Origin of the sequence: Pseudomonas fluorescens, from assembly GCF_902497775.2 — a bacterium.
Lineage (GTDB): Bacteria > Pseudomonadota > Gammaproteobacteria > Pseudomonadales > Pseudomonadaceae > Aquipseudomonas > Aquipseudomonas putida_F.
Genome location: NZ_OZ024668.1, coordinates 5,810,841 through 5,837,256 on the forward strand (window position 1 = coordinate 5,810,841; position 26,416 = coordinate 5,837,256).

At 62.9% G+C, this 26,416-nt stretch carries 24 protein-coding genes and 2 pseudogenes; 20 read left to right on the plus strand and 6 right to left on the minus strand.

What is annotated here, in order from left to right; genetic code table 11:
• The first annotated feature begins 5 nt into the window (after positions 1-5).
• On the plus strand, positions 6-776 hold the full coding sequence (locus tag F8N82_RS26780; RefSeq protein WP_038998315.1) for an electron transfer flavoprotein subunit beta: 771 nt from the start codon (positions 6-8) through the stop codon (positions 774-776).
• A 650-nt stretch (positions 777-1,426) separates the two neighbouring features.
• On the opposite strand, the gene gbcA is transcribed toward F8N82_RS26780, so the two are convergent.
• A complete protein-coding gene (gene gbcA, locus F8N82_RS26785) occupies positions 1,427-2,719 on the minus strand; it encodes a glycine-betaine demethylase subunit GbcA (RefSeq protein WP_038998316.1) in 1,293 nt (430 codons plus the stop codon).
• Positions 2,720-3,005: 286 nt separating this feature from the next.
• Between gbcA and gbcB the strand changes: the two genes are divergently transcribed.
• Positions 3,006-4,106 (plus strand): glycine-betaine demethylase subunit GbcB, encoded by a 1,101-nt coding sequence (gene gbcB / locus F8N82_RS26790; RefSeq protein ID WP_038998318.1) that lies wholly within the window; start codon positions 3,006-3,008, stop codon positions 4,104-4,106.
• 56 nt (positions 4,107-4,162) lie between these two features.
• Here the strand turns inward: gbcB and F8N82_RS27745 are convergent, their stop codons facing one another.
• Positions 4,163-5,035, minus strand: a complete 873-nt coding sequence (locus F8N82_RS27745; protein ID WP_414602504.1) for a methyl-accepting chemotaxis protein — start codon at positions 5,033-5,035, stop codon at positions 4,163-4,165.
• Positions 5,018-5,788: pseudogene (locus tag F8N82_RS27750) on the minus strand (MCP four helix bundle domain-containing protein); the annotation flags it as partial. The pseudogene F8N82_RS27750 and the gene F8N82_RS27745, both read right to left, overlap by 18 nt.
• A gap of 274 nt (positions 5,789-6,062) precedes the next feature.
• Here F8N82_RS27750 and F8N82_RS26800 point away from each other — a divergent pair.
• The 4 genes and pseudogenes from F8N82_RS26800 to F8N82_RS27760 all read left to right on the plus strand — a co-directional run bounded on the left by F8N82_RS26800 (position 6,063) and on the right by F8N82_RS27760 (position 8,684).
• Positions 6,063-6,293 carry a hypothetical protein gene (locus tag F8N82_RS26800; RefSeq protein WP_038998320.1) on the plus strand — a complete coding sequence of 77 codons (231 nt, stop codon included), beginning with the start codon at positions 6,063-6,065 and terminating at the stop codon, positions 6,291-6,293.
• Positions 6,290-6,592: a cell division protein ZapA gene (locus F8N82_RS26805; protein ID WP_038998322.1), complete on the plus strand. Its 303-nt coding sequence runs from the start codon at positions 6,290-6,292 to the stop codon at positions 6,590-6,592. The genes F8N82_RS26800 and F8N82_RS26805 overlap by 4 nt, the downstream gene beginning before the upstream one ends.
• A gap of 199 nt (positions 6,593-6,791) precedes the next feature.
• Positions 6,792-7,823, plus strand: a pseudogene (locus tag F8N82_RS27755) (HAMP domain-containing protein); the annotation flags it as partial.
• A gap of 132 nt (positions 7,824-7,955) precedes the next feature.
• A complete protein-coding gene (locus F8N82_RS27760; protein WP_414602505.1) occupies positions 7,956-8,684 on the plus strand; it encodes a methyl-accepting chemotaxis protein in 729 nt (242 codons plus the stop codon).
• Positions 8,685-8,751: 67 nt separating this feature from the next.
• Here the strand turns inward: F8N82_RS27760 and F8N82_RS26815 are convergent, their stop codons facing one another.
• On the minus strand, positions 8,752-9,792 hold the full coding sequence (locus F8N82_RS26815; RefSeq protein WP_038998324.1) for a low specificity L-threonine aldolase: 1,041 nt from the start codon (positions 9,790-9,792) through the stop codon (positions 8,752-8,754).
• A 254-nt stretch (positions 9,793-10,046) separates the two neighbouring features.
• On the opposite strand from F8N82_RS26815, the gene glyA reads away from it, so the two are divergent.
• From glyA to fdhA, 7 genes are all read left to right on the plus strand, one after another.
• Positions 10,047-11,300 (plus strand): serine hydroxymethyltransferase, encoded by a 1,254-nt coding sequence (gene glyA / locus F8N82_RS26820; protein WP_038998325.1) that lies wholly within the window; start codon positions 10,047-10,049, stop codon positions 11,298-11,300.
• Positions 11,301-11,320: 20 nt separating this feature from the next.
• Positions 11,321-12,571, plus strand: a complete 1,251-nt coding sequence (locus F8N82_RS26825; protein ID WP_038998326.1) for a sarcosine oxidase subunit beta family protein — start codon at positions 11,321-11,323, stop codon at positions 12,569-12,571.
• 14 nt (positions 12,572-12,585) lie between these two features.
• Positions 12,586-12,915 carry a sarcosine oxidase subunit delta gene (locus F8N82_RS26830; RefSeq protein WP_038998327.1) on the plus strand — a complete coding sequence of 110 codons (330 nt, stop codon included), beginning with the start codon at positions 12,586-12,588 and terminating at the stop codon, positions 12,913-12,915.
• Positions 12,912-15,929: a sarcosine oxidase subunit alpha gene (locus tag F8N82_RS26835; protein WP_038998328.1), complete on the plus strand. Its 3,018-nt coding sequence runs from the start codon at positions 12,912-12,914 to the stop codon at positions 15,927-15,929. The genes F8N82_RS26830 and F8N82_RS26835 overlap by 4 nt, the downstream gene beginning before the upstream one ends.
• Positions 15,930-15,988: 59 nt before the next feature.
• Positions 15,989-16,621 (plus strand): sarcosine oxidase subunit gamma, encoded by a 633-nt coding sequence (locus F8N82_RS26840; RefSeq protein WP_038998329.1) that lies wholly within the window; start codon positions 15,989-15,991, stop codon positions 16,619-16,621.
• 11 nt (positions 16,622-16,632) lie between these two features.
• Positions 16,633-17,490, plus strand: coding sequence for a formyltetrahydrofolate deformylase (gene purU, locus F8N82_RS26845; RefSeq protein WP_038998330.1), 858 nt, complete (start codon positions 16,633-16,635; stop codon positions 17,488-17,490).
• Positions 17,491-17,620: 130 nt separating this feature from the next.
• Positions 17,621-18,820 carry a formaldehyde dehydrogenase, glutathione-independent gene (fdhA, locus tag F8N82_RS26850; RefSeq protein ID WP_038998331.1) on the plus strand — a complete coding sequence of 400 codons (1,200 nt, stop codon included), beginning with the start codon at positions 17,621-17,623 and terminating at the stop codon, positions 18,818-18,820.
• 58 nt (positions 18,821-18,878) lie between these two features.
• On the opposite strand, the gene F8N82_RS26855 is transcribed toward fdhA, so the two are convergent.
• Positions 18,879-19,334 (minus strand): REP-associated tyrosine transposase, encoded by a 456-nt coding sequence (locus tag F8N82_RS26855; RefSeq protein WP_038998332.1) that lies wholly within the window; start codon positions 19,332-19,334, stop codon positions 18,879-18,881.
• A gap of 239 nt (positions 19,335-19,573) precedes the next feature.
• Here F8N82_RS26855 and F8N82_RS26860 point away from each other — a divergent pair, with 239 nt between their 5' ends.
• From F8N82_RS26860 to F8N82_RS26875, 4 genes are all read left to right on the plus strand, one after another.
• On the plus strand, positions 19,574-20,140 hold the full coding sequence (locus F8N82_RS26860; protein ID WP_038998333.1) for a DUF2780 domain-containing protein: 567 nt from the start codon (positions 19,574-19,576) through the stop codon (positions 20,138-20,140).
• A 71-nt stretch (positions 20,141-20,211) separates the two neighbouring features.
• Entirely contained in the window at positions 20,212-20,640 is a 429-nt protein-coding gene (locus F8N82_RS26865; RefSeq protein ID WP_038998335.1) for a DUF350 domain-containing protein, read from the plus strand.
• A gap of 16 nt (positions 20,641-20,656) precedes the next feature.
• Complete coding sequence (locus tag F8N82_RS26870; protein WP_052251617.1) at positions 20,657-21,424, plus strand: DUF1190 domain-containing protein; 768 nt, start codon at positions 20,657-20,659, stop codon at positions 21,422-21,424.
• A 9-nt stretch (positions 21,425-21,433) separates the two neighbouring features.
• Positions 21,434-22,591: a glutathionylspermidine synthase family protein gene (locus F8N82_RS26875; protein ID WP_038998336.1), complete on the plus strand. Its 1,158-nt coding sequence runs from the start codon at positions 21,434-21,436 to the stop codon at positions 22,589-22,591.
• Here F8N82_RS26875 and F8N82_RS26880 read toward each other — a convergent pair whose 3' ends face one another.
• Positions 22,592-23,479, minus strand: coding sequence for an acyltransferase (locus tag F8N82_RS26880; RefSeq protein ID WP_038998338.1), 888 nt, complete (start codon positions 23,477-23,479; stop codon positions 22,592-22,594). It lies immediately after the preceding gene.
• Between the two features lie 180 nt (positions 23,480-23,659).
• Here F8N82_RS26880 and F8N82_RS26885 point away from each other — a divergent pair, with 180 nt between their 5' ends.
• The 3 genes from F8N82_RS26885 to creC all read left to right on the plus strand — a co-directional run bounded on the left by F8N82_RS26885 (position 23,660) and on the right by creC (position 26,363).
• The gene (locus F8N82_RS26885) at positions 23,660-24,163 is read left to right on the plus strand and encodes an ATP-dependent zinc protease family protein (RefSeq protein WP_038998339.1); all 504 of its coding nucleotides are present in this window, start codon (positions 23,660-23,662) and stop codon (positions 24,161-24,163) included.
• A gap of 83 nt (positions 24,164-24,246) precedes the next feature.
• A complete protein-coding gene (creB, locus tag F8N82_RS26890; RefSeq protein ID WP_038998340.1) occupies positions 24,247-24,930 on the plus strand; it encodes a two-component system response regulator CreB in 684 nt (227 codons plus the stop codon).
• Positions 24,930-26,363: a two-component system sensor histidine kinase CreC gene (creC, locus tag F8N82_RS26895; protein ID WP_038998341.1), complete on the plus strand. Its 1,434-nt coding sequence runs from the start codon at positions 24,930-24,932 to the stop codon at positions 26,361-26,363. Before creB ends, creC begins: the two co-directional genes overlap by 1 nt.
• Positions 26,364-26,416 lie beyond the last annotated feature (53 nt).

Genomic DNA, 26,416 nt, shown 5'->3' on the forward strand with positions numbered 1-26,416 from the left:
TAACTATGCACACCAAGGTCATCAGTCTGGTTTCAATCGGTGCCCACCCCAGCTCCGGCCGCACCCGCCGTGCCGAGCAGGATGCCCGGGCAGTGGAACTGGGCCTGCAGCTGGCTGGGGATAACTTGCAAGTGCTGCATGCCGGCGACCCGCGGGAGCCGGCCTTGCGTGCCTACCTGGGCATGGGCCTGGAACACATCGACGTACTCGAACAACCGCAAGGCGCCGATGCCCTGGGGGTGCTTGGCGACTATCTGCGCGACGCCGGGGCCCAACTGGTGCTGACCGGCAGCCAGGCAGAAACCGGTGAAGGCTCGGGGATGCTGCCGTTCCTGCTGGCCGAACGCCTGGGCTGGCCGCTGGTGGTGGGCCTTGCCGAAGTGGAGTCTATCCACAACGGCGTGGCCCAGGTCCTGCAGGCCCTGCCACGGGGCCAGCGGCGCCGCTTGAAGGTGCGCCTGCCGTTGCTCGCTACTGTGGACAACGCCGCGCCCAAGCCGCGCCAGAGCGCGTTTGGCCCGGCGCGGCGTGGGGTATTGGCGGCGCGCCAGGTGGCTATCGTCGAAGACGAGTTATTCACAAGTGCCGAACTGCAACCGGCCAAGCCACGGCCCAAGCGCCTGAAAGTGATCAAGGCCAAGAGCGGCGCCGACCGCATGAAAGCCGCCACCGCCAAGGCCAGTGGCGGCGGTGGACAAGTGCTCAAGGACCTCAGCCCGCAGGACGGTGCGCAAGCCATCCTCAAGCTGTTGCTGGAAGAGGGCGTATTGCGCTGAGAGTTGCTCACAAAGTCTGTTGGCCGATCTGTGGATAAAGTGTTTGTGTATGGCTGGAGGGCACGCATTGCGTGCCCTTCGGCGTTATGATCAAAAAATGATCAGGCTAAGTTGCGGATTTTTCGAGGTTTTCTTCCCCAGGCACTGCTGAGTTTGCCCACAATCGCTGTTGGCGGGTCTGTGGATAATATGTTCGCCCATGGCTGAGAGGCCCGTGTGGCAAGGGCTGCGCAGTATTGATCAAAAACTAGCCAATTGCCTTGTTTGTGCCTGCCCAAGCCCGGTATTTCGGTTGCTCAGGGCGTTATCCACAACGGTTTTCTACCGCTTAGACTTTTGCACACAAAGTCTGTTGGCGTCTCTGTGGATAAGGTGTTCGCCTTCCGCTATGAGCCTTGTATTTAAAGGCTTTCAGAGATTTGATCAAATATTGACCAATAAAAATTAGCGGAAAAAACAAGGACTTGCCCACATTAGCTGTGGGCTGTCCTGTGGATAAAGTGTTTGCTGTGTGGACGGGCCCAATGGGGCCGGGGGATTGCGGCGGGTGGTCAAAATTTGTACAGCATCGCGAGGCAAGTCGAGGCGTCGCACCGCCGCTCCCACCGGTTCACCATCCCGGTGGGAGCGGGCTTGCCCCGCGGTAGGGCCTACTGCGCAGCCACACCCTTGAGATAAGGCGCCGGCGCCGCCCCCAGGTTGCTCAGCATCCGCTCGCTGTACCAATCGACAAAGTTGACCACACCAAACTCATAGGTCTTCGAATAAGGCCCTGGCTGGTACGCCGTGGAGTTGATCCCGCGCTGGTTCTCTTCCGCCAGGCGGCGGTCCTGATCGTTGGTGGCATCCCACACCTGGCGCATGCGCGCCGGGTCGTAATCCACGCCTTCAACCGCATCCTTGTGCACCAGCCACTTGGTCGTGACCATGGTCTCTTGCGCACTGATTGGCCACACGGTGAAGACGATGATGTGATCGCCCATGCAGTGGTTCCACGAGTGCGGCAGGTGCAGGATGCGCATCGAGCCCAGGTCAGGGTTCTTGATCCGGCCCATGAGCTTCTGGCAGCCCTGCTTGCCGTCCAGGGTCATCGATACCGTGCCTTTGAGCAGCGGCATGCGTACGATGCGGTTGCGCAGGCCGAAGCTTGCGTGAGCGTAGGGGATCTTCTCGGCATCCCAGGCGGCGGCCGAGGCGGCGACATGGTCCTTGAACGCTTGGTCGGCGCGCGGGTCGGTGACGTCGTCCCATTCCAGCAGGGTTTTCAGCAGTTCAGGGTGCGAGCCGCTGCAGTGGTAGCACTCGCGGTTGTTTTCCAGCACCAGTTTCCAGTTGGCCTTTTCCATCAAGGTGGTTTGCACCGCCACCTTGGTGTTCTCCATGTCATAGGGTTCCATGTAGTGGGTCAGGGTGGCGAGGAAGTCATCGATCGCCGGCGGGTTCTCGGCCAGGCTGATGAAGATGTAGCCACCGGCGGTCTTGATGTTGACCGGCTTGAGCCCGTACTGCTTCATGTCGAAATCGGCGCCCATCTCGGTGCCGGCGAACAGCAGACGGCCGTCCAGCTCGTAGGTCCACTGGTGGTAATGGCAGACCAGCTTGGCGACCTTGCCCTTGTCGCTGGTGCACAGGCGCGAACCGCGATGGCGGCAGACGTTATGGAAGGCATGCACCTGGCCTTCGGCTCCGCGCACCACCAGGATCGGGTTCTTGCCGATCTGCAAGGTGATGAAGTTGCCCTTGGTCGGGATTTCGCAGGTCATCCCGGCGATCAGCCATTCCTTCTGGAAGATCTCTTCCATATCGATCTGGAACAGGCGCTCGTCGCAGTAGAACGGCTGTGACAGCGAGTAGGTCCGCTCGCGGCTCTGCAGCATTTCGGCGGTGGCCTTGCGTGCAGGTTCCAGTGGATCGCCCAGACTCAAAGTTGCGGTGACGTCCATCGTGTAGGTCCTCATGGCCAGTGCTTGTGGCCGGTGAAAGTGGCTAATCGTTGTTATGGCGACGCAAGGCTCAAATACAGCAGGATCATTTGCGATGGAGTGTGCGTTCGAAGTGCGCGCGAACCATATCCATGGGCGACATGATCAGATCCGTTTCCGACGCGCCAGCCCCTGTAGCCGGGGGCTGGTCGCGATAAGCACGCCAATGTCGCGGATGGGTAAGTGTTGCCTGCGCGGCTTAAGCAGAATCGCAGCCATCAGGCCGCAGTCGGCCGTGGAGACGAGCATGTCCAACAGCTTCCTCAATCCGGTCAGCACCCAGACCTGGGCCAACGGCCGCCACATCGTCCGTTGCGTCAAGGTGATCCAGGAAACCTGGGACGTGCGCACCTTCTGCTTCATGGCCGACCAGCCGATCATGTTCTTCTTCAAGCCCGGGCAGTTCGTCACCCTGGAGCTTGAGATCGACGGCGTGCCGATCATGCGCTCCTACACTATTTCCAGCTCGCCGTCGGTGCCTTACAGCTTCTCTGTGACCATCAAACGGGTACCGGGTGGCAAAGTGTCCAACTGGCTGCACGACACCCTGCACGAGGGCCAGGAGCTGGCAGTGCACGGGCCGGTCGGGTTATTCAACGCCATGGACTTCCCCAGTCCCAAGGTGCTGTACCTGAGCGGCGGCGTCGGCATCACCCCGGTGATGTCCATGGCCCGCTGGTTCTACGACACCAACGGCAATGTCGACATGGTCTTCGTGCACAGTGCGCGCTCACCGAAAGACATCATCTATCACCGCGAACTGGAGCACATGGCCTCGCGGATCGACAACTTCAGCCTGCACATCATTTGCGAGAAGCACGGCCTGGGCGAGCCCTGGGCAGGCTACCGGGGCTACCTGAACCAGAAGCTGATGGAGTTGATCGCCCCGGACTACATGGAGCGGGAAATCTTCTGTTGTGGCCCGACGCCCTACATGAATGCGGTCAAGCGCCTGCTGGAAAGCAGCGGCTACGACATGAGCCGCTACCATGAGGAGTCGTTCGGTGCGACCCCGGCCGAGGTCAAGGCCGATGCTGTAGAACACGCGGAACAGGCTGCCGAAGCCGCCGAGGTGGACGCCAGCGACCTGCACCAGGTGGAGTTCACCGCCACCGGCAAGAGCATCCGCGTAGCCCCGGGCGAGACTGTGCACGCGGCAGCGGCCAAGCTCGGCCTGATGATCCCCAAGGCCTGCGGCATGGGCATCTGCGGCACCTGCAAGGTGCTAAAGCTGGGCGGCGAAGTGGAGATGGAGCACAACGGCGGCATCACCGAAGAGGATGAGGCCGAGGGGTACATCCTTTCGTGCTGCAGTGTGCCGAAAGGGGATGTGCGGATCGAATATTGAGCCGCCGCTAATCGCGTGGCAAGTCGGTGCGACGCCTCGACTTGCCCCTCGATGGTTTACACGCTGAAGCGCGCCACCAGCCCGCTCAGGTCCACCGCCAGGCGCGACAGTTCGGCGCTGGCCGCGCTGGTCTGGTGGGCGCCGGTGGCCGACTGCACCGACAGGTCGTTGATGTTGACCAGGTTGCGGTCGACTTCGCGGGCGACCTGCGCCTGCTCTTCGGCGGCGCTGGCGATCACCAGGTTGCGCTCGTTGATTTCGGCGACCGCACCGGTGATGGTTTCCAGCGCCAGGCCGGCGCCGCGGGCAATGTTCAGGGTCGACTCGGCGCGTTCGGTGCTGTTGCGCATGGAGTTGACCGCCTGCTCGGTGCCGCCCTGGATGCTGCCGATCATCCGTTCGATTTCGCTGGTCGACTGCTGGGTACGGTGGGCCAGGGCACGCACTTCGTCGGCCACCACGGCAAAGCCACGACCGGCTTCGCCGGCACGCGCCGCTTCGATGGCGGCGTTGAGCGCCAGCAGGTTGGTCTGGTCGGCCAGGCCGCGAATCACGTCGAGCACCTTACCGATATCGCGCGATTCTTCTGCCAGGTTACCGATCAGCTCGGCAGTGCCTTGCACGTCGGTGCTCATACGCTCGATGGCGCTGACGGTTTCCATGACCAAGTCACGACCGTCACCGGCCGAGCGGGTGGCTTCCTTGGAGGCTTCTGAAGTGCTCACAGCGTTGCGCGCGACTTCTTCCACGGCGCTGGTCATCTCGGTGACGGCAGTGGCGGCCTGTTCGATTTCGTTGTTCTGCTGCTGCAGGCCACGGGCGCTTTCGTCGGTGACGCAGTTGAGCTCTTCAGCCGCCGACGCCAGCTGGGTGGCCGAGCCGGAAATCTGCTGCAGGGTATCGCGCAACTTGTTCTGCATCTTGGCCATGGCCTTGAGCAGGCGCGCGGCTTCGTCCTGGCCTTCGGCTTCGATAGTGCGCGTCAGGTCGCCTTCGGCAATGCGCTCGGCGGCCTGCAGGGCTTCCTCGATCGGTTTGACGATGCTGCGGGTCAGCAGCAGTGCGCAGATCAGGGTCAGGGCGGTGGCGGCCAGCAGCAGGCCGATCACCAGGGTGACGGCATTGGAATACTGCTCGGCAGCGGTGCGGTTGATCTCGCTGGTTTGCTCGGTGTTGATGCTGACCAGTTGATCCATGACGCTGTTGATCTGCTCGGAGCTGTCGAGCATGTCGCGGTTGATCAGGGTGCGCAGGGTGTCCAGGTCATTGTTCTGCGAGGCCAGGCGCATGCGGTTTTCCAGCTGGCGGTACTGGCCCAGCAACTGCACATACTGGTTGTACGCCGAGCGCTCCTGGTTGCCGAAGATCAACGGCTCGTAAACCCGGCGCGCTTCGTCGATCTGCTGGTTGCGCTGGTCGATCAGCTTGAGGGTGGCCTGCAGGGTGTCGGCTTCGCGGTTGAGCAGCAGGCGATACGACAAGGTGCGCAGGCGCAGGGTCAATTGGGTCAGTTGGTCGAGGTTGGTGAGGCTCGGTACCGTCGAGGTTTCGATGGTTTCGCCGGCTTGGCGAATCTTGCTCATCTGGTTCAGGGCGAACAAACCCAGGGCCAGCATCAGCGCACCGATCAGAGCAAAACCCAGAAGCGCGCGCGGGGCGATATTCATGTTGCGTAGGGACATGGTGGTATCCAGGGGGGAAAAGGGCACGCGATCCGTGCGCCGAAGTCAGGACTGCCATGCCTATCGGTCGGCCGGGTAAAGACTTGAGCGGGCGAAGATGAAATTGTGAGGCAGCTATCTTTTTTCCTGACGGGCGGTGCTTATAACGGGGAACCGGACCCGGATCGGTGGGTCAATCTGCACCAGGCCGAAGCGTCTAAACCCGATATCCCTGGCGAGCACGCGGACTTTTCTTTATCGTGTGCGCCCCCTGAAACACCCCGAGAAGGCAATCATGTTGGAAACTTCCCTTAGTCAACTGGAGCAACTGGTCAGCGACCTGGTGCAGAAGAATCAGGAACTGACCGAGCGCAACGCGCAAATCAGTACCGAACTGGCCCAGGCCAAAGATGAAAACGACAGCCTGCAATTGAGCCTGCTGGAGCAGGAAGAAAAGCAGGGCGCTACCGCCGCGCGCATTCAGGCCCTGGTTGAGCGTGCCAGCGCTGGTGCCGTGAACGCATGAAAACCTCAGCGCAGCCGATCAATGTCGTGTCGATCCTCGGCAGCGATTATTCGATCAAGGCCCCCGAAGGCCAGGAGCAGGCGCTGGCGCAAGCGGTGCAGATGCTCAATGCCTCATTGGCCGATACCAAGCGTAAATACCCGACTCTGATCGGTGACAAGCTGCTGGTACTGGCAGCCCTGAACCTGTGCTCGCAGCAGATCGAACTGCAACAGCAGCACCAGCAGGCCCTCGACCGTTACCAAGAGCAAGTCAACGCCACGGTCGATGTGATTGCCCGGACCATCAGCAACAGCTGATCGCGCCGATTCCCTCGCTTCAACTTTTTGCCAGCTCATCACCTTCGGGAAGGTGGGCCGGCATTGCTGTGGATCACTGTAATAATTGTATTTCCTGTTGTATACAATTGGCCTATCTCTTGCACCGCAGGGCTTATTTACCGAGGGGAAATACATGCAGTTCTGGCGACGCAGTATCCAGTGGCAACTGATCGCAAGCATGGGGGCAGCGCTGTTGCTGAGCATTCTGATCGTGGTCGGCATCTACAGCCTGGCGGTCAATCGCCTGACCGAACGTTACCTGGTCGACACTGCCTTGCCGGCGAGCATTGAGGCGATTCGTAACGACATCGAGCGCATGCTGGGCCGGCCGTTGACGGCGGCGGCCGATATCGCCAACAACACGATGCTGCGCGATTGGCTGGCGGCGGGTGAAGACAGCGCCCAGGCACCGCAATTCATCGAGTACCTCGAAGCCCTGCGCAAGCACAATCAGGCCTTTACCGCGTTGTTTGCCGCGACCGCGAGCAACCACTACTACAACGAGAAGGGCCTGGACCGTACCCTCAGCCGCAGCAACCCGGCAGACAAGTGGTTCTTCGGCTTCATCGACAGTGGCAACCCGCGCCTGCTGAACATCGACACCGATGGCAGTACCGGCGAACTGGCGCTGTTCATCGACTATCGGGTGGAGAAAGCCGGGCAACTGGTGGGCATCGCCGGCCTTGGCCTGCGCATGACCGAATTGTCCGAGCTGATCCACAACTTCAGTTTTGGTGAGCGTGGGCGGGTCATGCTGGTGCGCGGCGACGGTTTGATCCAGGTGCATCCGCAAGCGGAGTTCAGCGGCAAGCGCCAGTTGGCCGAGCAGATTGGCGGCGAGGCTACCAAGCGGGTTCTCAGTCGTGAACAGGGCCTGCACAGTAGCCGTTTCGAGCGCGATGGCGAGAGCTACCTGGCCCTCAGCCTGCCGTTGCGTGACCTTAACTGGACGCTGGTCGCCGAAGTGCCAGAAGCACAGATCTACGCCCAGGTGCGCGAGACCGTCTGGCTGACCAGCCTGATCGGCGGCGCCGTGGCGCTGGTGTCGTTGCTGCTGGTGGTGTTGCTGGCCCGCGGTATCGTGCGGCCGATCCGGCGTGTGACCGGCGCCTTGATGGCTATTGGCAATGGCGGCGGCGACCTGACCCAGCGCCTGGACGAAAACCGCGCTGACGAACTGGGTGACCTGGCCCGTGGCTTCAACCGTTTTCTCGACAGCCAGCGTGACCTGATCGGTGAAGTGTTGAGCACCAGCGAACGCCTGCACGCGTCGGTGGAGCAAGTGACCCACGTGGTAGCGAACACTGCCGAACGTTCCGGCCGCCAGCAGGAAATGACCGAAATGGTCGCTACGGCCGTGCATGAGATGGGCCTGACCGTGCAGGACATTGCCCAGAATGCCGGCAACGCTGCCGTGGCCTCGGAAACCGCGCGCACCGAAGCGCTGCAGGCCCGCGAAGTGGTGCGCCGCTCGATCGCTCATATCGAGGGCATGTCCGAGGAGATTGGCCAGGCGGCCAGTGCGGTCCGTGAGCTGGCCACGGAAGTCGCGTCGATTGACGAAGTGTTGGCGGTGATCCGCAGCATCTCCGAGCAAACCAACCTGCTGGCGCTCAACGCCGCCATCGAGGCGGCGCGGGCCGGTGAAATGGGTCGCGGTTTTGCCGTGGTCGCCGATGAAGTACGGACTCTGGCGCGGCGTACCCAGGTGTCTACCGATGAAGTGCAGCAGATGATCCTGCGCCTCAAGCATGGCGCGGGCAGTGCGGTGGCGTCGATGCAGGCCGGGCAGGCGGCAACCGGGACGGGCGTGGAGTCGAGCCAGCAGACCGGCGCTTCGCTGGGCACCATCACCGATCAGGTCGAGCACATCAGCGATATGAACCATCAGGTGGCGACGGCGACTGAAGAGCAGTCGGCGGTCACCGAGGCAATCAACCGCACGGTGCAGGGGATTTCCGACCTGGCGCGAGAGACGGCGGTGGATGTGCAGGGTTGTCGGCAGGAGTGTCAGGCGTTACGCGGCTTGGCCGATGATCTGGCGCGGCAGATGGGTGGGTTTCGCCTTTGAAATTATCGCGGGGCAAGCCCGCTCCCACTGAGCCCTGTGGGAGCGGGCTGGCCCCGCGATAAGACCCTCAAGCCCCCATCACCGCCCGGATATCCGCCGCCAGTTCACGCACCCGCGCCTCTTCGGTATCCCACGAGCACATGAACCGGGCGCCGCCGCTGCCGATAAAGGTGTAGAAGCGCCAGCCCTTGTTGCGCAAGGCTTCCAGCGCCGGTTCCGACATCTGCAGGAACACCCCGTTGGCTTCCACCGGGAACATCAGCTCAACGCCCGGCACATCGCCTACCAGCTCGCTGAGCAGCTGCGCGCAGCGATTGGCGTGGATAGCGTGACGCTGCCAGGCGCCGTCTTCCAGCAAACCGACCCACGGCGCGGACAAAAAGCGCATCTTCGACGCCAACTGCCCGGCCTGCTTGCAGCGGTAGTCGAAGTCTTCGGCCAGCTCGCGGTTGAAGAACAGGATCGCTTCACCTACCGCCATGCCGTTTTTGGTGCCGCCAAAGCACAGCACATCGACCCCGGCTTTCCAGGTCAGCTCGGCCGGGGTGCAGCCGAGGAACGCGCAGGCGTTGCTGAAGCGGGCGCCGTCCATGTGCAGGTTCAGGCCCAGTTCCTTGCAGGTGGCGCTGATGGCCTTGAGTTCTTCCGGGCGGTAGACGCTGCCGACTTCGGTGGCCTGGGTGATGGTGACCACCCGTGGCTTGGGGTAGTGGATGTCCTGGCGCTTGAGAGCGACTTCGCGGATCGAGTCGGGGGTCAGCTTGCCGGCTTCACTGCGCGCGGTAAGCAGTTTGGAGCCGTTGGAGAAGAACTCCGGCGCGCCGCACTCGTCGGTCTCGACGTGGGCGGTCTCCGAGCAGATCACGCTGTGATAGCTCTGGCACAGCGACGACAGCGCCAGGGAGTTGGCCGCGGTGCCGTTGAAGGCGAAGAACACTTCGCAGTCGGTTTCGAACAGTTTGCGGAAATACTCCGAGGCGCGAGCCGTCCATTGGTCGTCGCCGTAGGCGCGCTCATGGCCCTGGTTGGCCTTTTCCATGGCGGCCCAGGCTTCCGGGCAGATACCTGAGTAGTTGTCGCTGGCGAATTGCTGGCTTTTATCTGGCATGACACGGTCCTGTGAACGACGCAGGTGAGCACTCTAAACCAAGAATTGTGGCGTCGCCTATACAAAGCATCACGGGGCAAGCCCGCTCCTACCGAGCCCAGTGGGAGCGGGCTTGCCCCGCGATGAGGCTGCATGTCGTAAACGCACCTTTGCGTGGCGTCCGTAGGCATCTGGGCTGTCTGCGTCGGTCATACCATCGCTGCAAAAGGGCAATTGCCTGACAAGAACCGATGCCGCTGCCGGGAGAGACTGCGATGTTCAGCAAGCAAGACCAGATCCAGGGTTATGACGATGCACTGCTGGCGGCGATCAATGCCGAAGAGCAACGCCAGGAAGATCACATCGAGCTGATCGCCTCGGAAAACTACACCAGCAAGCGCGTCATGCAGGCCCAGGGCAGCGGCCTGACCAACAAATACGCCGAAGGCTATCCGGGCAAGCGCTATTACGGCGGTTGCGAGCATGTGGATAAAGTCGAGCAACTGGCCATCGATCGCGCCAAGCAGCTGTTCGGCGCCGATTACGCCAACGTCCAGCCGCACTCCGGCTCCTCGGCCAACAGCGCCGTGTACCTGGCTCTGCTGCAAGCCGGCGACACCATCCTGGGCATGAGCCTGGCCCACGGCGGTCACCTGACCCACGGCGCCAAGGTGTCGTCCTCGGGCAAGCTGTACAACGCCGTGCAGTACGGTATCGACACCAACACCGGGCTGATCGACTACGACGAAGTCGAGCGCCTGGCGGTGGAAAACAAGCCGAAGATGATCGTCGCCGGGTTCTCGGCCTACTCGAAAACCCTCGATTTCCCACGTTTTCGTCAGATTGCCGACAAGGTGGGTGCCTACCTGTTCGTCGACATGGCCCACGTCGCCGGCCTGGTTGCCGCTGGCCTGTACCCGAACCCGCTGCCCTACGCCGACGTAGTCACCACCACCACCCACAAAACCCTGCGCGGTCCGCGTGGCGGCCTGATCCTGGCGCGCAGCAACGAAGAAATCGAGAAAAAGCTCAACGCCGCGGTGTTCCCCGGCGCTCAGGGTGGCCCGCTGATGCACGTGATCGCCGCCAAGGCGGTGTGCTTCAAGGAGGCGCTGGAGCCTGGCTTCAAGACTTATCAACAGCAGGTGATCGACAACGCCCAGGCCATGGCCGAGGTGTTCATCAAGCGCGGTTATGACGTGGTCTCCGGCGGCACCGACAACCACCTGTTCCTGGTCAGCCTGATCCGCCAGGGCCTGACCGGCAAAGATGCCGACGCCGCCCTGGGCCGCGCCCACATCACCGTCAACAAGAACGCCGTGCCCAACGACCCGCAGTCGCCGTTCGTCACCTCCGGCCTGCGCATCGGCACCCCGGCGGTCACCAGCCGCGGCTTCAAGGTCAGCCAGTGCGTGGAACTGGCCGGCTGGATCTGCGACATCCTCGATAACCTCGGCGATGCCGATGTCGAGGCCGATGTTGCGAAGAACGTGTCGGCACTGTGTGCAGATTTCCCGGTTTATCGCTGAGTGGTCCAGGAGTAAAGACTATGCAACGTTACTCAGGCTTCGGCCTCTTCAAACACTCGCTCAGCCACCACGAAAACTGGCAGCGCATGTGGCGCACGCCCACCCCGAAAAAAGTCTACGACGTGGTCATCGTCGGCGGTGGCGGGCATGGCCTGGCCACCGCCTACTACCTGGCCAAGGAGCACGGCATCACCAACGTGGCCGTGGTCGAGAAAGGCTGGCTGGGTGGCGGCAATACCGCGCGCAACACCACCATCGTCCGCTCCAACTACCTGTGGGACGAGTCGGCGCACCTGTATGAGCACGCGATGAAGCTCTGGGAAGGGCTGTCGCAAGACATCAACTACAACGTGATGTTCTCCCAGCGCGGCGTCTACAACCTCTGCCACACCCTGCAGGACATGCGTGATTCCGAGCGCCGGGTCAGCGCCAACCGCCTCAACGGTGTCGATGGTGAGCTGCTCAATGCCCAGCAGGTGGCCGAAGAGATTCCCTACCTGGACTGCTCGAAGAACACCCGCTACCCGATCATCGGCGCCACCGTGCAACGCCGTGGCGGCGTGGCCCGGCACGACGCCGTGGCCTGGGGCTTTGCCCGCGCCGCCGACGCCCTGGGCGTGGACCTGATCCAGCAGACCGAAGTGATCGGCTTTCGCAAGGAAAACGGCGTGGTCATCGGTGTCGAGACCAACAAGGGCTTTATCGGCGCCAAGCGCGTCGGCGTGGTCACGGCCGGCAATTCCGGGCACATGGCCAAGCTCGCCGGTTTCCGCCTGCCGATCGAATCGCATCCGCTGCAGGCGCTGGTGTCCGAGCCGCTCAAGCCGATCATCGACAGCGTGATCATGTCCAACGCCGTACACGGCTACATCAGCCAGTCGGACAAGGGCGACCTGGTCATCGGCGCCGGCATCGACGGCTGGGTCGGTTACGGCCAGCGCGGCTCGTACCCGGTGATCGAGCACACCCTGCAGGCCATCGTCGAAATGTTCCCGATCCTCTCGCGGGTGCGCATGAACCGCCAGTGGGGCGGCATCGTCGATACCACGCCAGATGCCTGCCCGATCATCTCCAAGACCCCGGTGAAGAACATGTTCTTCAACTGCGGCTGGGGCACCGGCGGCTTCAAGGCCACCCCGGGCTCGGGCAACGTCTTCGCCGCAAGCCTGGCCAAGGGCGAAATGCACCCGCTGGCCAAACCCTTTTCCATCGACCGTTTCCACAACGGTGCACTGATCGACGAACACGGCGCCGCCGCTGTCGCCCACTAACAGGAGAAATCCCCATGTTGCATATCTTCTGTCCCCACTGCGGCGAACTGCGCTCCGAAGAGGAGTTCCACGCCGCAGGCCAGGCGCACATTCCCCGGCCGCTGGACCCCAACGCCTGCTCCGACGAGGAGTGGGGCGACTACATGTTCTTCCGCGACAACCCGCGTGGCCTGCACCACGAGCTGTGGATTCACGCTGCGGGCTGCCGCCAGTACTTCAACGCCACGCGTGACACGCTGACCTACGAAATTCTGGAAACCTATCCGATCGGCGCCAAGCCGCAGGTCACCGGCAAAAGCACCAGCCCGCAGTTGGCAGTCAGTGGTCAGGGAGAAAAGGTATGAGCCAGGTCTATCGCCTGTCCAACGGCGGTCGTATCGATCGCAGCAAAGTCTTGAACTTCACCTTCAACGGCCAGACTTACCAGGGCTTTGCCGGTGACACTCTGGCCGCCGCGCTGCTAGCCAATGGTGTTGACATCGTCGGGCGCAGCTTCAAGTACTCGCGCCCCCGCGGGATCATCGCCGCAGGCTCCGAAGAGCCCAACGCCATCCTGCAGATCGGCGCCACCGAAGCCACCCAGGTGCCCAACGTACGGGCCACCCAGCAGGCGCTGTACGCCGGCCTGGTGGCCACCAGCACCAACGGCTGGCCGAACGTGAATAACGACGTCATGGGTATTCTCGGCAAGGTCGGCGGCAAGCTGATGCCACCGGGCTTCTACTACAAGACGTTCATGTACCCGCAGTCGTTCTGGATGACTTACGAGAAGTACATCCGCAAAGCTGCCGGCCTTGGCCGTGCGCCGCTGCAGAACGACCCGGACAGCTACGACTACATGAGCCATCACTGCGACGTGCTGGTGGTCGGCGCAGGCCCTGCCGGCCTGGCCGCAGCCCTTGCTGCCGGGCGCAGCGGCGCGCGGGTGATCCTCGCCGATGAACAGGAAGAGTTTGGCGGCAGCCTGCTCGACAGCCGTGAAACCCTCGACGGCAAACCGGCCGCCGACTGGGTCGCGGCAGTCGTCGCCGAGCTCAAGGAACTGCCGGAAGTTACCCTGTTGCCACGGGCGACGGTCAATGGCTACCACGACCATAACTTCCTCACCATTCACGAGCGCCTGACCGACCATCTGGGCGATCGCGCGCCGATCGGCCAGGTACGTCAGCGCATGCACCGGGTACGCGCCAAGCGCGTGGTGCTGGCTACCGGCGCCCACGAGCGGCCTTTGGTGTACGGCAACAATGACGTGCCGGGCAACATGCTCGCCGGCGCGGTCTCGACCTACGTGCGCCGCTACGGCGTGGCGCCGGGGCGCAAGCTGGTGCTGTCGACCAACAACGACCACGCCTACCGCGTGGCCCTGGACTGGCATGACGCCGGCCTGAAGGTGGTCGCTGTCGCCGACGCCCGCCACAACCCTCGCGGTTCGCTGGTGGAAGAGGCGCGGGCCAAAGGCATCCGCATCCTTACCTCCAGCGCGGTGATCGAGACCCGTGGCAGCAAACACGTCACCGCGGCCCGCGTTGCCGCCATCGACGTCAAAGCCCATAAAATCAGCAGCCCCGGCGAGTGGCTGGATTGCGACCTGGTGGCGACTTCCGGCGGCTACAGCCCGGTGGTGCACCTGGCTTCGCACCTGGGCGGCAAGCCGGTCTGGCGTGAAGACATTCTCGGTTTCGTGCCCGGCGAAGCACCGCAAAAACGCGTATGCGTGGGTGGCATCAATGGTGTGTTCGCCCTCGCCGACACCCTCGCCGATGGCTTTGAAGGCGGCGTGCGCGCCGCTACCGAAGCCGGCTTCAAGGCCGTGCTGGGGGTGATTCCGAAAGTCCTGGCACGCCAGGAAGAACCGACCGTGGCGCTGTTCCAGGTGCCCCACGACAAGAACACCGCCCGGGCGCCGAAGCAGTTCGTCGACCAGCAGAACGACGTCACCGCCGCCGCCATCGAACTGGCCACCCGCGAAGGCTTCGAGTCGGTCGAGCACGTCAAGCGCTACACCGCCCTGGGCTTTGGTACCGACCAGGGCAAGCTCGGCAACATCAACGGCCTGGCGATTGCCGCCCGCTCGATGGGCATCACCATCCCGGAAATGGGCACCACCATGTTCCGCCCCAACTACACGCCGATCACCTTCGGCGCGGTGGCGGGTCGGCACTGCGGTCACCTGTTCGAGCCGGTGCGCTTTACCGCCCTGCATGCCTGGCATGTGAAGAACGGCGCCGAGTTCGAAGATGTCGGCCAGTGGAAGCGGCCGTGGTACTTCCCGCGCAACGGCGAAGACATCCATGCCGCCGTGGCTCGCGAGTGCAAGGCGGTGCGTGACAGCGTCGGCCTGCTCGACGCCTCGACCCTGGGCAAGATCGACATCCAGGGCCCGGACGCGCGCGAATTCCTCAACCGCATCTACACCAACGCCTGGACCAAGCTCGATGTCGGCAAGGCCCGCTACGGCCTGATGTGCAAGGAAGACGGCATGGTCTTCGACGACGGCGTGACCGCCTGCGTCGGCGACAACCACTTCATCATGACCACCACCACTGGTGGCGCGGCGCGCGTGCTGCAGTGGCTGGAGATCTACCAGCAGACCGAATGGCCAGACCTGAAGGTGTACTTCACCTCGGTCACCGACCACTGGGCGACCCTGACCCTGTCGGGCCCCAACAGCCGCAAGCTGCTCAGCGAAGTCACCGATATCGACCTGGACAAGGACGCCTTCCCGTTCATGACCTGGAAGGAAGGCCTGGTCGGCGGCGTGCCGGCGCGGGTGTTCCGCATCTCGTTCACCGGCGAGCTGTCGTACGAAGTCAACGTCCAGGCCAACTACGCCATGGGCGTGCTGGAGAAGATCGTCGCCGCCGGCAAGCAATACAACCTGACCCCGTACGGCACCGAAACCATGCACGTACTGCGGGCCGAGAAGGGCTTCATCATCGTTGGCCAGGACACCGATGGCTCGATGACCCCGGACGACCTCAACATGGGTTGGTGTGTCGGTCGCACCAAGCCGTTCTCGTGGATCGGCTGGCGCGGTATGAACCGTGAAGACTGCGTGCGCGAGAACCGCAAGCAACTGGTCGGGCTCAAGCCGGTCGACCCGAACACGTGGCTGCCTGAAGGCGCGCAACTGGTGTTCGACCCGAAACAACCGATTCCGATGGACATGGTCGGTCACGTCACCTCCAGCTACGCCAGCAACTCCCTGGGTTATTCGTTTGCCATGGGTGTGGTCAAGGGCGGGCTCAAGCGCATCGGCGAGCGGGTCTACTCGCCCCAGGCCGATGGCAGCGTGATCGAGGCAGAGATCTGTTCTTCGGTGTTCTTCGATCCGAAGGGTGAGCGGCAGAACGTGTAGGAGCGGGCTCTTACAAGGTCAAGCCCTCTTCAATCCACAGAATTCAAGGCAGGTGTGAAATGAGCACGTTCAACGTCTACCAGCAACGCCCCGGCAACGACGCCAAGGCTGAAACGCCACTGCACCACGCCGACCTGCCCAGCCTGATCGGCAAGGGTCGCAAGAACGCCGGGGTGACCCTGCGCGAGAAAAAACTCCTCGGCCACCTGACCATCCGTGGCGATGGCAAGGACCCGGCCTTTGCCGGTGGCGTGTTCAAGGCCCTGGGTCTGGAGCTGCCGGTGGCCCTGACCGTAGTCGCCAACGGCGAGATGTCGCTGCAATGGCTGGGCCCGGATGAATGGCTGCTGATCGTCCCCGGCGGCGAGGAATTTGCCGTCGAGCAAAAACTGCGCGACGCCCTCGATGGTCTGCACATTCAAATCGTCAACGTCAGCGGCGGGCAAACCGTGCTGGAGCTGAGCGGCCCCAACGTGCGCGACGTGCTGATGAAATCCACCAGCTACGATGTACATCCAAACAACTTTCCGGTGGGCAAGGCTGTCGGCACGGTGTTCGCCAAGTCGCAACTGGTGATCCGCCGCACCGGTGAAGAAACCTGGGAGCTGCTGATCCGCCGCAGTTTCTCCGACTACTGGTGGCTGTGGCTGCAGGACGCCTCCGCCGAATACGGCCTGAGCATTCAGGCCTAAGGAGCAATGCCATGAGTCGTGCACCGGACACCTGGATTCTCACCGCCGACTGCCCGAGCCTGCTCGGCACGGTCGATGTGGTGACGCGTTACCTGTTCGAGCAGCACTGCTACGTCACCGAGCACCATTCGTTCGATGACCGGCTGTCCGGGCGCTTCTTCATTCGTGTGGAATTCCGCCAGCCGGATGACTTCGACGAGGCCAGCTTTCGCGCAGGCCTGGCCGAGCGGGGCGAGGCGTTTGGCATGTTGTTCGAGCTGACCGCGCCCAAGCACCGACCGAAAGTCGTGATCATGGTTTCCAAGGCCGATCACTGCCTCAACGACCTGCTCTATCGCCAGCGTATCGGCCAGTTGAGCATGGACGTGGTGGCGGTGATTTCCAACCACCCGGACCTCGAACCCCTGGCCCACTGGCACCGTATTCCCTATTACCACTTTGCCCTCGACCCGCATGACAAACCGGCGCAGGAGCGCAAGGTGTTGCAGGTGATCGAGGACTCCGGCGCGGAGCTGGTGATTCTTGCCCGCTACATGCAGGTGCTGTCGCCTGAGCTGTGCCGCAAGCTCGATGGCTGGGCGATCAACATTCATCACTCGTTGCTGCCCGGCTTCAAGGGCGCCAAGCCATATCACCAGGCCTACAACAAGGGCGTGAAACTGGTGGGCGCCACCGCGCACTACATCAACAACGACCTCGACGAAGGGCCGATCATCGCCCAGGGCGTCGAAGCGGTGGACCACAGTCACTACCCCGAAGACCTGATTGCCAAGGGCCGCGATATCGAGTGCCTGACCCTGGCACGGGCGGTGGGGTATCACATTGAGCGGCGGGTGTTCTTGAACGCCAACAGGACGGTAGTGCTCTGACCCCTGTGGGAGCGGGCTTGAACCGCGATGAGGCCTTAGCGTCGAAACAAAGATTCCAGTAACACAGCGCCGCCCCCGGGCAGCGCACTTTGCACCGCTACATAACAACAAACTTTAGCGAGGTGAAAGCATGTCTGGTAATCGTGGTGTGGTGTATCTCGGCGGCGGCAAGGTCGAGGTGCAGAAGATTGACTACCCGAAAATGCAGGACCCGCGCGGTCGCAAGATCGAGCACGGGGTAATCCTGCGGGTGGTCTCCACCAACATCTGTGGCTCCGACCAGCACATGGTCCGCGGCCGTACCACGGCTCAGGTCGGCCTGGTGCTGGGCCATGAAATCACTGGCGAAGTCATCGAGAAGGGCAGGGACGTCGAGAACCTGCAGATCGGTGACCTGGTGTCGGTACCGTTCAACGTCGCCTGCGGCCGCTGCCGCTCGTGCAAAGAGCAACACACCGGCGTCTGCCTCACCGTCAACCCGGCCCGCGCCGGTGGCGCCTACGGCTATGTCGACATGGGCGACTGGACCGGCGGCCAGGCCGAATACGTGCTGGTGCCGTACGCTGACTTCAACCTGCTGAAACTGCCAAACCGCGACAAGGCCATGGAGAAGATCCGCGACCTGACTTGCCTGTCGGACATCCTCCCCACCGGCTACCACGGTGCGGTAACGGCCGGTGTTGGCCCGGGCAGCTCGGTGTACATCGCCGGGGCCGGCCCGGTAGGCCTGGCTGCGGCTGCGTCGGCGCGTTTGCTGGGCGCTGCGGTGGTGATCGTTGGTGACGTCAACCCGGTGCGCCTGGCCCACGCCAAGGCCCAGGGTTTCGAGATTGCCGACCTGTCCCAGGACACCCCGCTGCATGAACAGATCGCCAACCTGCTGGGCGAGCCGGAGGTTGACTGCGCGGTCGACGCCGTAGGCTTTGAAGCCCGTGGCCACGGCCATGCCGGCGCCAAGCACGAAGCGCCGGCCACTGTGCTCAACTCGTTGATGGGCGTGGTGCGGGTCGCGGGCAAGATCGGTATCCCCGGCCTGTACGTCACCGAAGACCCGGGCGCGGTGGACGCTGCGGCGAAGATCGGCAGCCTGAGTATTCGCTTCGGCCTCGGCTGGGCCAAGTCACACAGCTTCCACACCGGGCAAACGCCGGTGATGAAGTACAACCGCCAGCTGATGCAGGCGATCATGTGGGACCGCATCAACATTGCTGAAGTGGTGGGCGTGCAGGTGATCAGCCTGGACCAGGCACCTGAAGGTTATGGCGAGTTCGATGCCGGCGTGCCAAAGAAATTCGTCATCGACCCGCACAAGCTGTTCAGCGCGGCCTAAAAACATCGCGGGGCAAGCCCGCTCCACTGTGGGAGCGGGCTTGCCCCGCGATAGGGTTTCACAACCAAACCGCATCCCAATGCGGATAATCCCCCAGCTTCTTCACCAGCCCGGCCCGCAGCGGGTTGGCCACCACATAGCGCGCTACCGCGCATACATTCTCTTCCCGACGCAACCCATGGTCATGGTACCCAGGCTGCCACAGCCTGCCTTGCAGTGTGCCGAGCTTGTACAGCGCACAACGGCTGCGTGACTTGAAGCGGCGCATCAGGCAGGCCAATGAGCCCTGCTGCAGTTCGATCAGCCAGTGCACGTGATCGGGCATCACCACCCAGGCCAAGGTGCGAGCGGCGCCTTCGAGTTGTGCCTGGCGAAACTGCCTGGGGATGCAGCGGGCGGCGTGGAAGTTGTCGAATATTGGCACTCGGTCGCGAGTAATGCTGGTCAGCAGGTACAGGCGGCCGGGTTCGGAGAAACGACCGCGGCGCGGGCGATGGGAAGCGGGACTGTCCATGTCTTGGCTCCTTGGTTGGTGAATATTCAAGGTAGATGCCGGACGGTGGCGACAGTGGACCCTATTGAATCCTGATGTTGCCAGGACCTTTGTGGGAGCGGGCTTGCCCCGCGATAGAGGTCTGTCAGTCACATCGCATCGCGGGGCAAGCCCGCTCCCACCTGGTACAAGGGAACAATCCCCCGTCCCCAGGGTCAAACCCTCGTTTTCCCTGCCTTTATGGCTGACGAGGTATTTCGATGAAACGTTTCGCACTGGTCACCCTGATGACCCTGGCTGCCACTCCGGTGTTCGCAGGCTTCAGCCTCAATGACGCGGCCAACGTCTACAACGCCGCCAAGGGCAACAATGGCGATGCCGCCGTGCAGGCGCCAGCGGCTTCGGCGGACCTGCTTAATACCCTCGGCAGCGAACTGAAAGTCACCCCCGAACAAGCCATTGGCGGCACCGGCGCACTGCTGGGCCTGGCCAGAAACCAGCTCAGCAGCGGCGACTACGAGCAGTTGAGCAAAGCGGTACCGGGCCTCGACCTGCTTTCCGGAGAGCAAGCTCTGGGCGGTTTGAACGGCTTGGGTGCGCTGCTCGGTAAGAGCGACAAGTCTTCGGCCCTGAGCAATGCCCTGGGCAATGTCAAAGACACCAACGACCTGAACAACGCCTTCAGCGGGCTGGGCATGGACACCGGGATGATCGGCCAGTTTGCCCCGTTGATCCTGCAGTACCTCGGCCAGCAAGGCGTCGGCGGCTCGCTGCTGCAGAGCCTGGGCAGCCTGTGGGGCGCCGGTGGTAGCGTACCTTCCGTTTAAGGCAGGTATTTGCGCGGGCGGGGCGGTGTGCTATATGTCCCGCCCCGTTTTACAAGGAAGTGTGATTCGCCATGTTTATGGATGCCCTGAAGATGTCTTTGCCTGCCGACGCCGTGCTCGGCTTTGTGGTCTACATGCTCGGCGCCGCCGTGCTGTTCGCCCTCTACGCATTCATCTACACCCGCCTGACCCCGTACAACGAATTGCGCCTGATCCGCGAAGGCAACAATGCCGCGGCCATTGCCCTGGCCGGTGCGCTGATCGGCTTTGCGATTCCAGTGGCCAGTGCCATTTCCCATTCGATTTCCCTGCTCGACTTCCTGCTCTGGGCGCTGATCGCTGCGGTGGTGCAGTTGCTCGCGTTCGTGGTGGTCAACCGCTGCGTCAAAGGCATGGCTGAACGGGTTGCCCGCCAGGAGACCGCCTCGGCCATTCTGCTGGCCGCCGTGTCCATCGGCACTGGCCTGCTCAACGCCGCCTGCATGACCCCCGCCGCCTGATCAGGGACGATCGACAATGAAACGCAGCAAAACCATTCGCCTGGTCGCTCTGGGCAGTCTGCCCCTGGTGCTGTCCGCCTGTGGCGACCGGCCAACCAAGATCATCAGCGAAACCAAGCGCTATCAGGACGTCGACTATTGCGTCATGGACGGCAAGCCGCGCCAGGTATGCCAGCAGGCCTGGGTCGCTGCGCAGAACCACCATGCCGCCAACGTCCCGCGCTTCTTGACCGCCGAGAGCTGTGAAACGGCCTATTTCAAGTGCGATTATCGCCCCTACGCAAAGAACTTCATCCCGCCGATGGAAGGCTTTGCCCTGACCACCGAACGCCAGGTGTACGCCGACGATGAGGACGAAAGCAGTAGCGGCTCGTCGACCACCAGCTCCTCCTCGAGCGGCGGCTCCGGCGGCGGGCGCCGCTATTACGAGTACACCGATACCGACCCGCGCTTTTCGTCCGAGGCGATCTACCACGAGCGCGACGGGCGCAACGCGTTCAAGGTCAGCACCCTGACCGAGCAGGTCGCCAACCACAATTACTACAGCGGCCTGGACACCTCGTATCCAGCGTCGCGACCGTTCAGCGAAGCGGCGCAGCATGCGGCGATGAGTAGTGGTGCTGGCGCTGTCAGCAGCGATCCGGCGCATGTGGGCAGCGCCCATCCAACCATCATCCCCATGGCCCAGCCGAACAAGTTGATCAGCTCGGCACGGCCGTTCGCGGTGGGCACCCACAACGGTTTTGTCTCGCGCGCTTCGGGGCGTGGCGGCTTTGCGTCCTGAGGCCTGGCGATGAAGCGAATTTCCATTGCCCCGCGCCCCGACTGGCGTGCCACCGCCGAGCACTTCGGCTTCAACTTCCACACCTTTGGCGACGAGCCCTACTGGGACGAGACGGCCTACTACCAGTTCAGCCTGCGGCAGATCGAAGACGATCTCGAAGAGCCGACTCGCGAGCTGCACGTGTTGTGCATGGCGCTGGTGGCCGAGGTGGTCGACAGTGAAGAGCTGCTTGAGCGCCTGGCCATCCCTGCGCCGTACTTCGACCTGATCCGTCGTTCGTGGCGCGACGGCCACCCGCATTTCTACGGGCGCATGGACCTGTGCTACGACGGCCAGGGCCCGGCCAAGCTGCTGGAGGCCAACTACGACACGCCGACGTCACTCTACGAAGCCAGCTTCTTCCAGTACCTGTGGCTGGAGCAGCAGATGCAGCGCGGCGTGCTGCCAGCCGATGCCGATCAGTTCAACAGCCTGGAAGACAAGCTCACCCAGGTAATGAGGGCCAATACCTTTGCTACGCCGTTCTACTTTTCTTCGGTAAAAGACTCGATTGAAGACCGCGGCACCGTCGAATACCTGCGCGATATCGCCCTGGGCGCCGGGCTGGATGCGCGTCTGGTGGACATGGAAGACATCGGCCTGAGCCGTGGCGGGCGCTTTGTCGATGACGTGGGCGCGCCGATCCCGAGCCTGTTCAAGCTCTACCCCTGGGAAGACATCTTCCACGACCCCTACGGCCCGGCGATTGCCAACAGCGGCACCTTGTTCGTCGAGCCGCCGTGGAAGGCGATCCTCTCCAACAAAGGCATGCTGGCGCTGCTGTGGGAGCGTCACCAGGGCCACCCGAACCTGCTGCCGGCGTTCATCGAGCAAGCGCCGGGCGCGACGCTGGACAAGGGCTGGGTACGCAAACCGTTCTTCTCTCGCGAAGGCGCCAACATCGAGATCCACACCGGCAGTGGCCAGCGAGTGGTCGAAGACGGCCCCTATGGCGGCGGGCCGAGCATCATCCAGCAGTTCCGGGCGCTGCCGCGCTTTGCCGACAGCTACACGGTGATCGGCAGCTGGGTGGTCGGCGACTTGCCGGCGGGTATCGGTATTCGCGAAGACAACTCGCTGATCACCAAGGACAGCAGCCGCTTCCTGCCCCATGCGATCATCGGTTGATCAGCGCAGCTCGGCGCGCAGGGCCTCGATGCGGGCGTCCTTGGCGTGCCAGAGCTGGTTGACCCAGTCCTGCACGGTCTGGCGCAAGGCCGGGTCGTTTTCGTAGTCGCCACTCCACAGCGCCGAGTCCAGTTCATGCACCTGGATATCGATGATCACCCTCGGCAAATGGCCGCTAAGCAGGTCCCAGAAACCCGGGGCCTGGTCGCCGGGGTAGACGATGGTGACATCGAGCAGGGCGTCGAGCTGTTCGCCCAGCGCCGCCAACACGAAGGCCACGCCGCCGGCCTTGGGTTTGAGCAAGTGCTTGAACGGTGAGTGCTGGGCGGCGCGCTTGGCTTCGGTGAAGCGCGTGCCTTCGAGGTAGTTGACCACGGTTACCGGCTGGCGTTTGAACAGCTCGCAGGCGGCCTTGGTGATCTCCAGGTCCTGGCCCTTGAGCTCGGGGTGCTTGTCGAGGAAAGCCTTGCTGTAGCGCTTCATGAACGGGTAATCCAGCGCCCACCAGGCCAGGCCCAGCAAGGGTACCCAGATCAGCTCTTTTTTCAGGAAGAACTTGAAGAACGGAATGCGGCGGTTGAGCACCTGGATCAGCGCTGGGATGTCGACCCAGCTCTGGTGGTTGCTGACCGCCAGGTACGAAGTATCGATGCGCAGGTCGGCGGCGCCGCGCACGTCCCAGACGGTGGGGATGCACAGGCGGAAGATCAGTTTGTCGATTTCGGCCCAGGTTTCGGCGATCCACATCACCGCCCATGAGGCGTAGTCGCGGTAGCGGCCGGGCAGGACCAGTTTGAGCAGGGCAAAGACCATCAGCGGGCCGATCAGGACCAGGGTGTTGAGCAGCAACAGCAAGGTCACAAGAATGCCCGTCAGCAAGCGGCGCATAAGAAAGCTCTTATATTCAAGTAAGCGGTCGGCAATGATAAGCACCCTGTCGGTGTACGCCAAATGCTCCGGTTTGCTCCTGCCGGACAAATGTTTCACATTGTGTTGAATAAGCTATCGGCGCGAACCTATTCTGCCTTCGCAGTCTAAACACTGTCTTATCTCAAGGAAGCGGATCCTGTGAAATCGGTACTTGCACTGCTGTCCCTGTTGGCCCTGCCGGTGATGGCCGCCGAGCCGACCCTGTATGGCCGCTACGAATACATCAAACTGCCGGAAGTCGGTGGCCAGACCTTCAAGGCCAAGATGGACACCGGCGCGCTGACCGCCTCGCTGTCGGCCAAGGACATCGAGACCTTCACCCGTGATGGCGAAGACTGGGTGCGCTTTCGTGTCGCCACCAAGGATGCCGACGGCAAGGTTTATGAACACAAGCTGGCGCGCATCAGCAAGATCAAGAACCGCGCCGATGAAGACGAAGACGGCGAGGGTGCCGAGATCAGCAAACGCCCGGTGGTCGACCTGGAGCTGTGCCTGGGCGATGTAAAACGCACCGTCGAAGTCAACCTGACCGACCGCAGCAGCTTCAACTATCCGTTGCTGATTGGTGCCAAGGCATTGCGCGAGTTCAAGGCGGCGGTAAACCCGGCGCGGCGGTTTACCGCAGACAAGCCGGATTGCTGACGGGCTTGCCCCGCGATGAGGCCTTGCCAGGCGCCGCATAATCTCCTACAAGTGCAGCATTTCTACCGCCAGGCCCGGATGCCATGCCGCATATTTTAATTGTCGAAGACGAAGCGGCCATCGCCGATACGCTGATTTTCGCCCTGCAAGGCGACGGTCACAGCACCGAATGGGTGAGCCTCGGCAGCGCCGCGCTGGAGCAGCACCGCCAGCGACCGGCCGACCTGATCATCCTCGACATCGGCCTGCCGGATATCAGCGGCTTTGAAACCTGCCGGCAACTGCGTCGTTTCAGCGAGGTGCCGGTGATGTTCCTCAGCGCCCGCGATGGCGAAATCGATCGGGTGGTGGGCCTGGAAATCGGCGCCGACGATTACGTGGTCAAACCCTTCAGCCCCCGTGAAGTGGCGGCCCGGGTGCGGGCGATCCTCAAGCGCATGGCGCCACGTGCCGAGTCGCTTGCCAGCATTGCGCAGTTGTTCCAGGTCGATACCCTGCGCATGCAGATCCACTACCGCGGCCAGGCCCTGAGCCTGACTCGGCACGAGTTCCGCCTGTTGCAAAGCCTGCTGGAGCAACCCGAGCGGGTGTTCAGCCGCGAGCAATTGCTCGATGCCGTCGGCGTTGCTGCCGATGCCGGTTACGAGCGCAGCATCGACAGCCATATCAAGAGCCTGCGCGCCAAGCTGCGCGCGGTGGCCGCCGACGCCGAGCCGATCCAGACCCACCGCGGCCTTGGCTACAGCTACAGCCCGAGCCACAGCTGATGCGCCTGGGCATCCGGATTTTCCTGGTGTACTTCCTGTTCGTCGGGCTGACCGGCTATTTCATTCTCAGCACCGTGCGTGAGCAGATTCGCCCCGGTGTGCGCCAGTCCACCGAAGAAACCCTGGTCGACACTGCCAACCTGCTGGCGGAAATCCTCCACGACGACGTCAAGGCCGGCACCCTCGGCCAGAGCCGTTTGCCGGTGCTGCTGCGCGCCTACGGCCAGCGCCAGCCCAAGGCTGATATCTGGGGCTTGTCGAAGAACCAGGTCAACCACCGCATCTACGTTACCGATGCCCAGGGCAAGGTCCTGCTCGATTCGGCAGGGGTGGCAGTGGGCGAGGACTATTCGCGCTGGAACGACGTCTACCTGACCCTGCGCGGCCAATATGGCGCGCGCTCGACCCGCAGCAACCCAGAAGACCCGGAGTCTTCGGTGATGCACGTGGCGGCGCCGATTCTGGATGAAGGCACGATCATTGGCGTGGTCACCGTGGCCAAGCCGAACAAGTCGCTGCAACCCTATATCGACCGCTCCGAACGACGCCTGCTGTACCTTGGCCTGGGTCTTATCGGCCTGGGCCTGCTGGTGGGCGCGGCGCTGTCGTGGTGGCTGGCGCGCTCGCTGCGCCGACTGACCCGTTACGCCCAGGCGGTGAGTGAAGGCGAGCGTACGGCGCTGCCGCATTACCGTGGCGGTGAGCTGTGGCAATTGGCGGCAGCGGTGGAGCGCATGCGTACCCAGCTCGAAGGCAAGGACTACGTCGAGCGTTACGTACACACCCTGACCCACGAGCTGAAAAGCCCGCTGGCGGCGATCCGTGGCGCCTCCGAGCTGCTCCAGGGGCCGATGAGCGACGAACAGCGCCAGCGTTTTGCCGGCAACATCGAAAGTGAAAGTGCGCGCATGCAGCACCTGATCGAACGCCTGCTCAACCTGGCCCAGGTCGAGCAGATGCAGGAGCTCGAAGAGCAGCAGCAGGTGCCGCTGGCGGCGTTGGTCGACGAGTTGCTGCTGGCCCAGAGCGCGCGCATCGAAAGCGGCGAATTGCAGGTGCGCCAGCGCGTGCCCGCTGCCACGCGACTGCTGTGTGACCCGTTCTTGATGCGCCAGGCCATCGCCAACCTGTTGGATAATGCCCTGGACTTCACCCCGCCAGGCGGATTGCTGGTGTTCGAACTGGAGCACGGTGACGGCCGCGTGGCCTTGAGCCTGTTCAACCAGGGCGAGGCGATTCCTGACTATGCCCTGGGCCGCCTCAGCGAGCGTTTCTACTCGCTGCCGCGACCGTTGAGCGGGCGCAAGAGCACCGGGCTGGGGCTGAACTTCGTCGAAGAAGTGATGCAACTGCATGGCGGTGCGCTGGAAGTGGCCAACGTCGAGGATGGCGTGCGCGTGCGTTTGTGGCTGCCGGCCAAGCGCCTGGGCTGAAAACTTCACAGAGTCTGCACACAGGCTCCACATAAGTCCGCAAGGGCTCCATT

Coding starts and splice junctions, on each gene's coding strand:
- glyA (WP_038998325.1), top strand. CDS start 10,047: ATGTTCAGCAAGCAAGACCAGATCCAGGGTTATGACGATGCACTGCTG.
- F8N82_RS27760 (WP_414602505.1), top strand. CDS start 7,956: ATGGTCGCTACGGCCGTGCATGAGATGGGCCTGACCGTGCAGGACATT.
- creB (WP_038998340.1), top strand. CDS start 24,247: ATGCCGCATATTTTAATTGTCGAAGACGAAGCGGCCATCGCCGATACG.
- F8N82_RS26855 (WP_038998332.1), bottom strand. CDS start 19,334: ATGGACAGTCCCGCTTCCCATCGCCCGCGCCGCGGTCGTTTCTCCGAA.
- purU (WP_038998330.1), top strand. CDS start 16,633: ATGAGTCGTGCACCGGACACCTGGATTCTCACCGCCGACTGCCCGAGC.
- creC (WP_038998341.1), top strand. CDS start 24,930: ATGCGCCTGGGCATCCGGATTTTCCTGGTGTACTTCCTGTTCGTCGGG.
- gbcB (WP_038998318.1), top strand. CDS start 3,006: ATGTCCAACAGCTTCCTCAATCCGGTCAGCACCCAGACCTGGGCCAAC.
- F8N82_RS26835 (WP_038998328.1), top strand. CDS start 12,912: ATGAGCCAGGTCTATCGCCTGTCCAACGGCGGTCGTATCGATCGCAGC.
- F8N82_RS26815 (WP_038998324.1), bottom strand. CDS start 9,792: ATGCCAGATAAAAGCCAGCAATTCGCCAGCGACAACTACTCAGGTATC.
- F8N82_RS26860 (WP_038998333.1), top strand. CDS start 19,574: ATGAAACGTTTCGCACTGGTCACCCTGATGACCCTGGCTGCCACTCCG.
- fdhA (WP_038998331.1), top strand. CDS start 17,621: ATGTCTGGTAATCGTGGTGTGGTGTATCTCGGCGGCGGCAAGGTCGAG.
- F8N82_RS26780 (WP_038998315.1), top strand. CDS start 6: ATGCACACCAAGGTCATCAGTCTGGTTTCAATCGGTGCCCACCCCAGC.
- F8N82_RS26875 (WP_038998336.1), top strand. CDS start 21,434: ATGAAGCGAATTTCCATTGCCCCGCGCCCCGACTGGCGTGCCACCGCC.
- F8N82_RS26805 (WP_038998322.1), top strand. CDS start 6,290: ATGAAAACCTCAGCGCAGCCGATCAATGTCGTGTCGATCCTCGGCAGC.
- F8N82_RS26830 (WP_038998327.1), top strand. CDS start 12,586: ATGTTGCATATCTTCTGTCCCCACTGCGGCGAACTGCGCTCCGAAGAG.
- F8N82_RS26870 (WP_052251617.1), top strand. CDS start 20,657: ATGAAACGCAGCAAAACCATTCGCCTGGTCGCTCTGGGCAGTCTGCCC.
- gbcA (WP_038998316.1), bottom strand. CDS start 2,719: ATGGACGTCACCGCAACTTTGAGTCTGGGCGATCCACTGGAACCTGCA.
- F8N82_RS26825 (WP_038998326.1), top strand. CDS start 11,321: ATGCAACGTTACTCAGGCTTCGGCCTCTTCAAACACTCGCTCAGCCAC.
- F8N82_RS26800 (WP_038998320.1), top strand. CDS start 6,063: ATGTTGGAAACTTCCCTTAGTCAACTGGAGCAACTGGTCAGCGACCTG.
- F8N82_RS26880 (WP_038998338.1), bottom strand. CDS start 23,479: ATGCGCCGCTTGCTGACGGGCATTCTTGTGACCTTGCTGTTGCTGCTC.
- F8N82_RS26865 (WP_038998335.1), top strand. CDS start 20,212: ATGTTTATGGATGCCCTGAAGATGTCTTTGCCTGCCGACGCCGTGCTC.
- F8N82_RS26840 (WP_038998329.1), top strand. CDS start 15,989: ATGAGCACGTTCAACGTCTACCAGCAACGCCCCGGCAACGACGCCAAG.
- F8N82_RS27745 (WP_414602504.1), bottom strand. CDS start 5,035: ATGGCCAAGATGCAGAACAAGTTGCGCGATACCCTGCAGCAGATTTCC.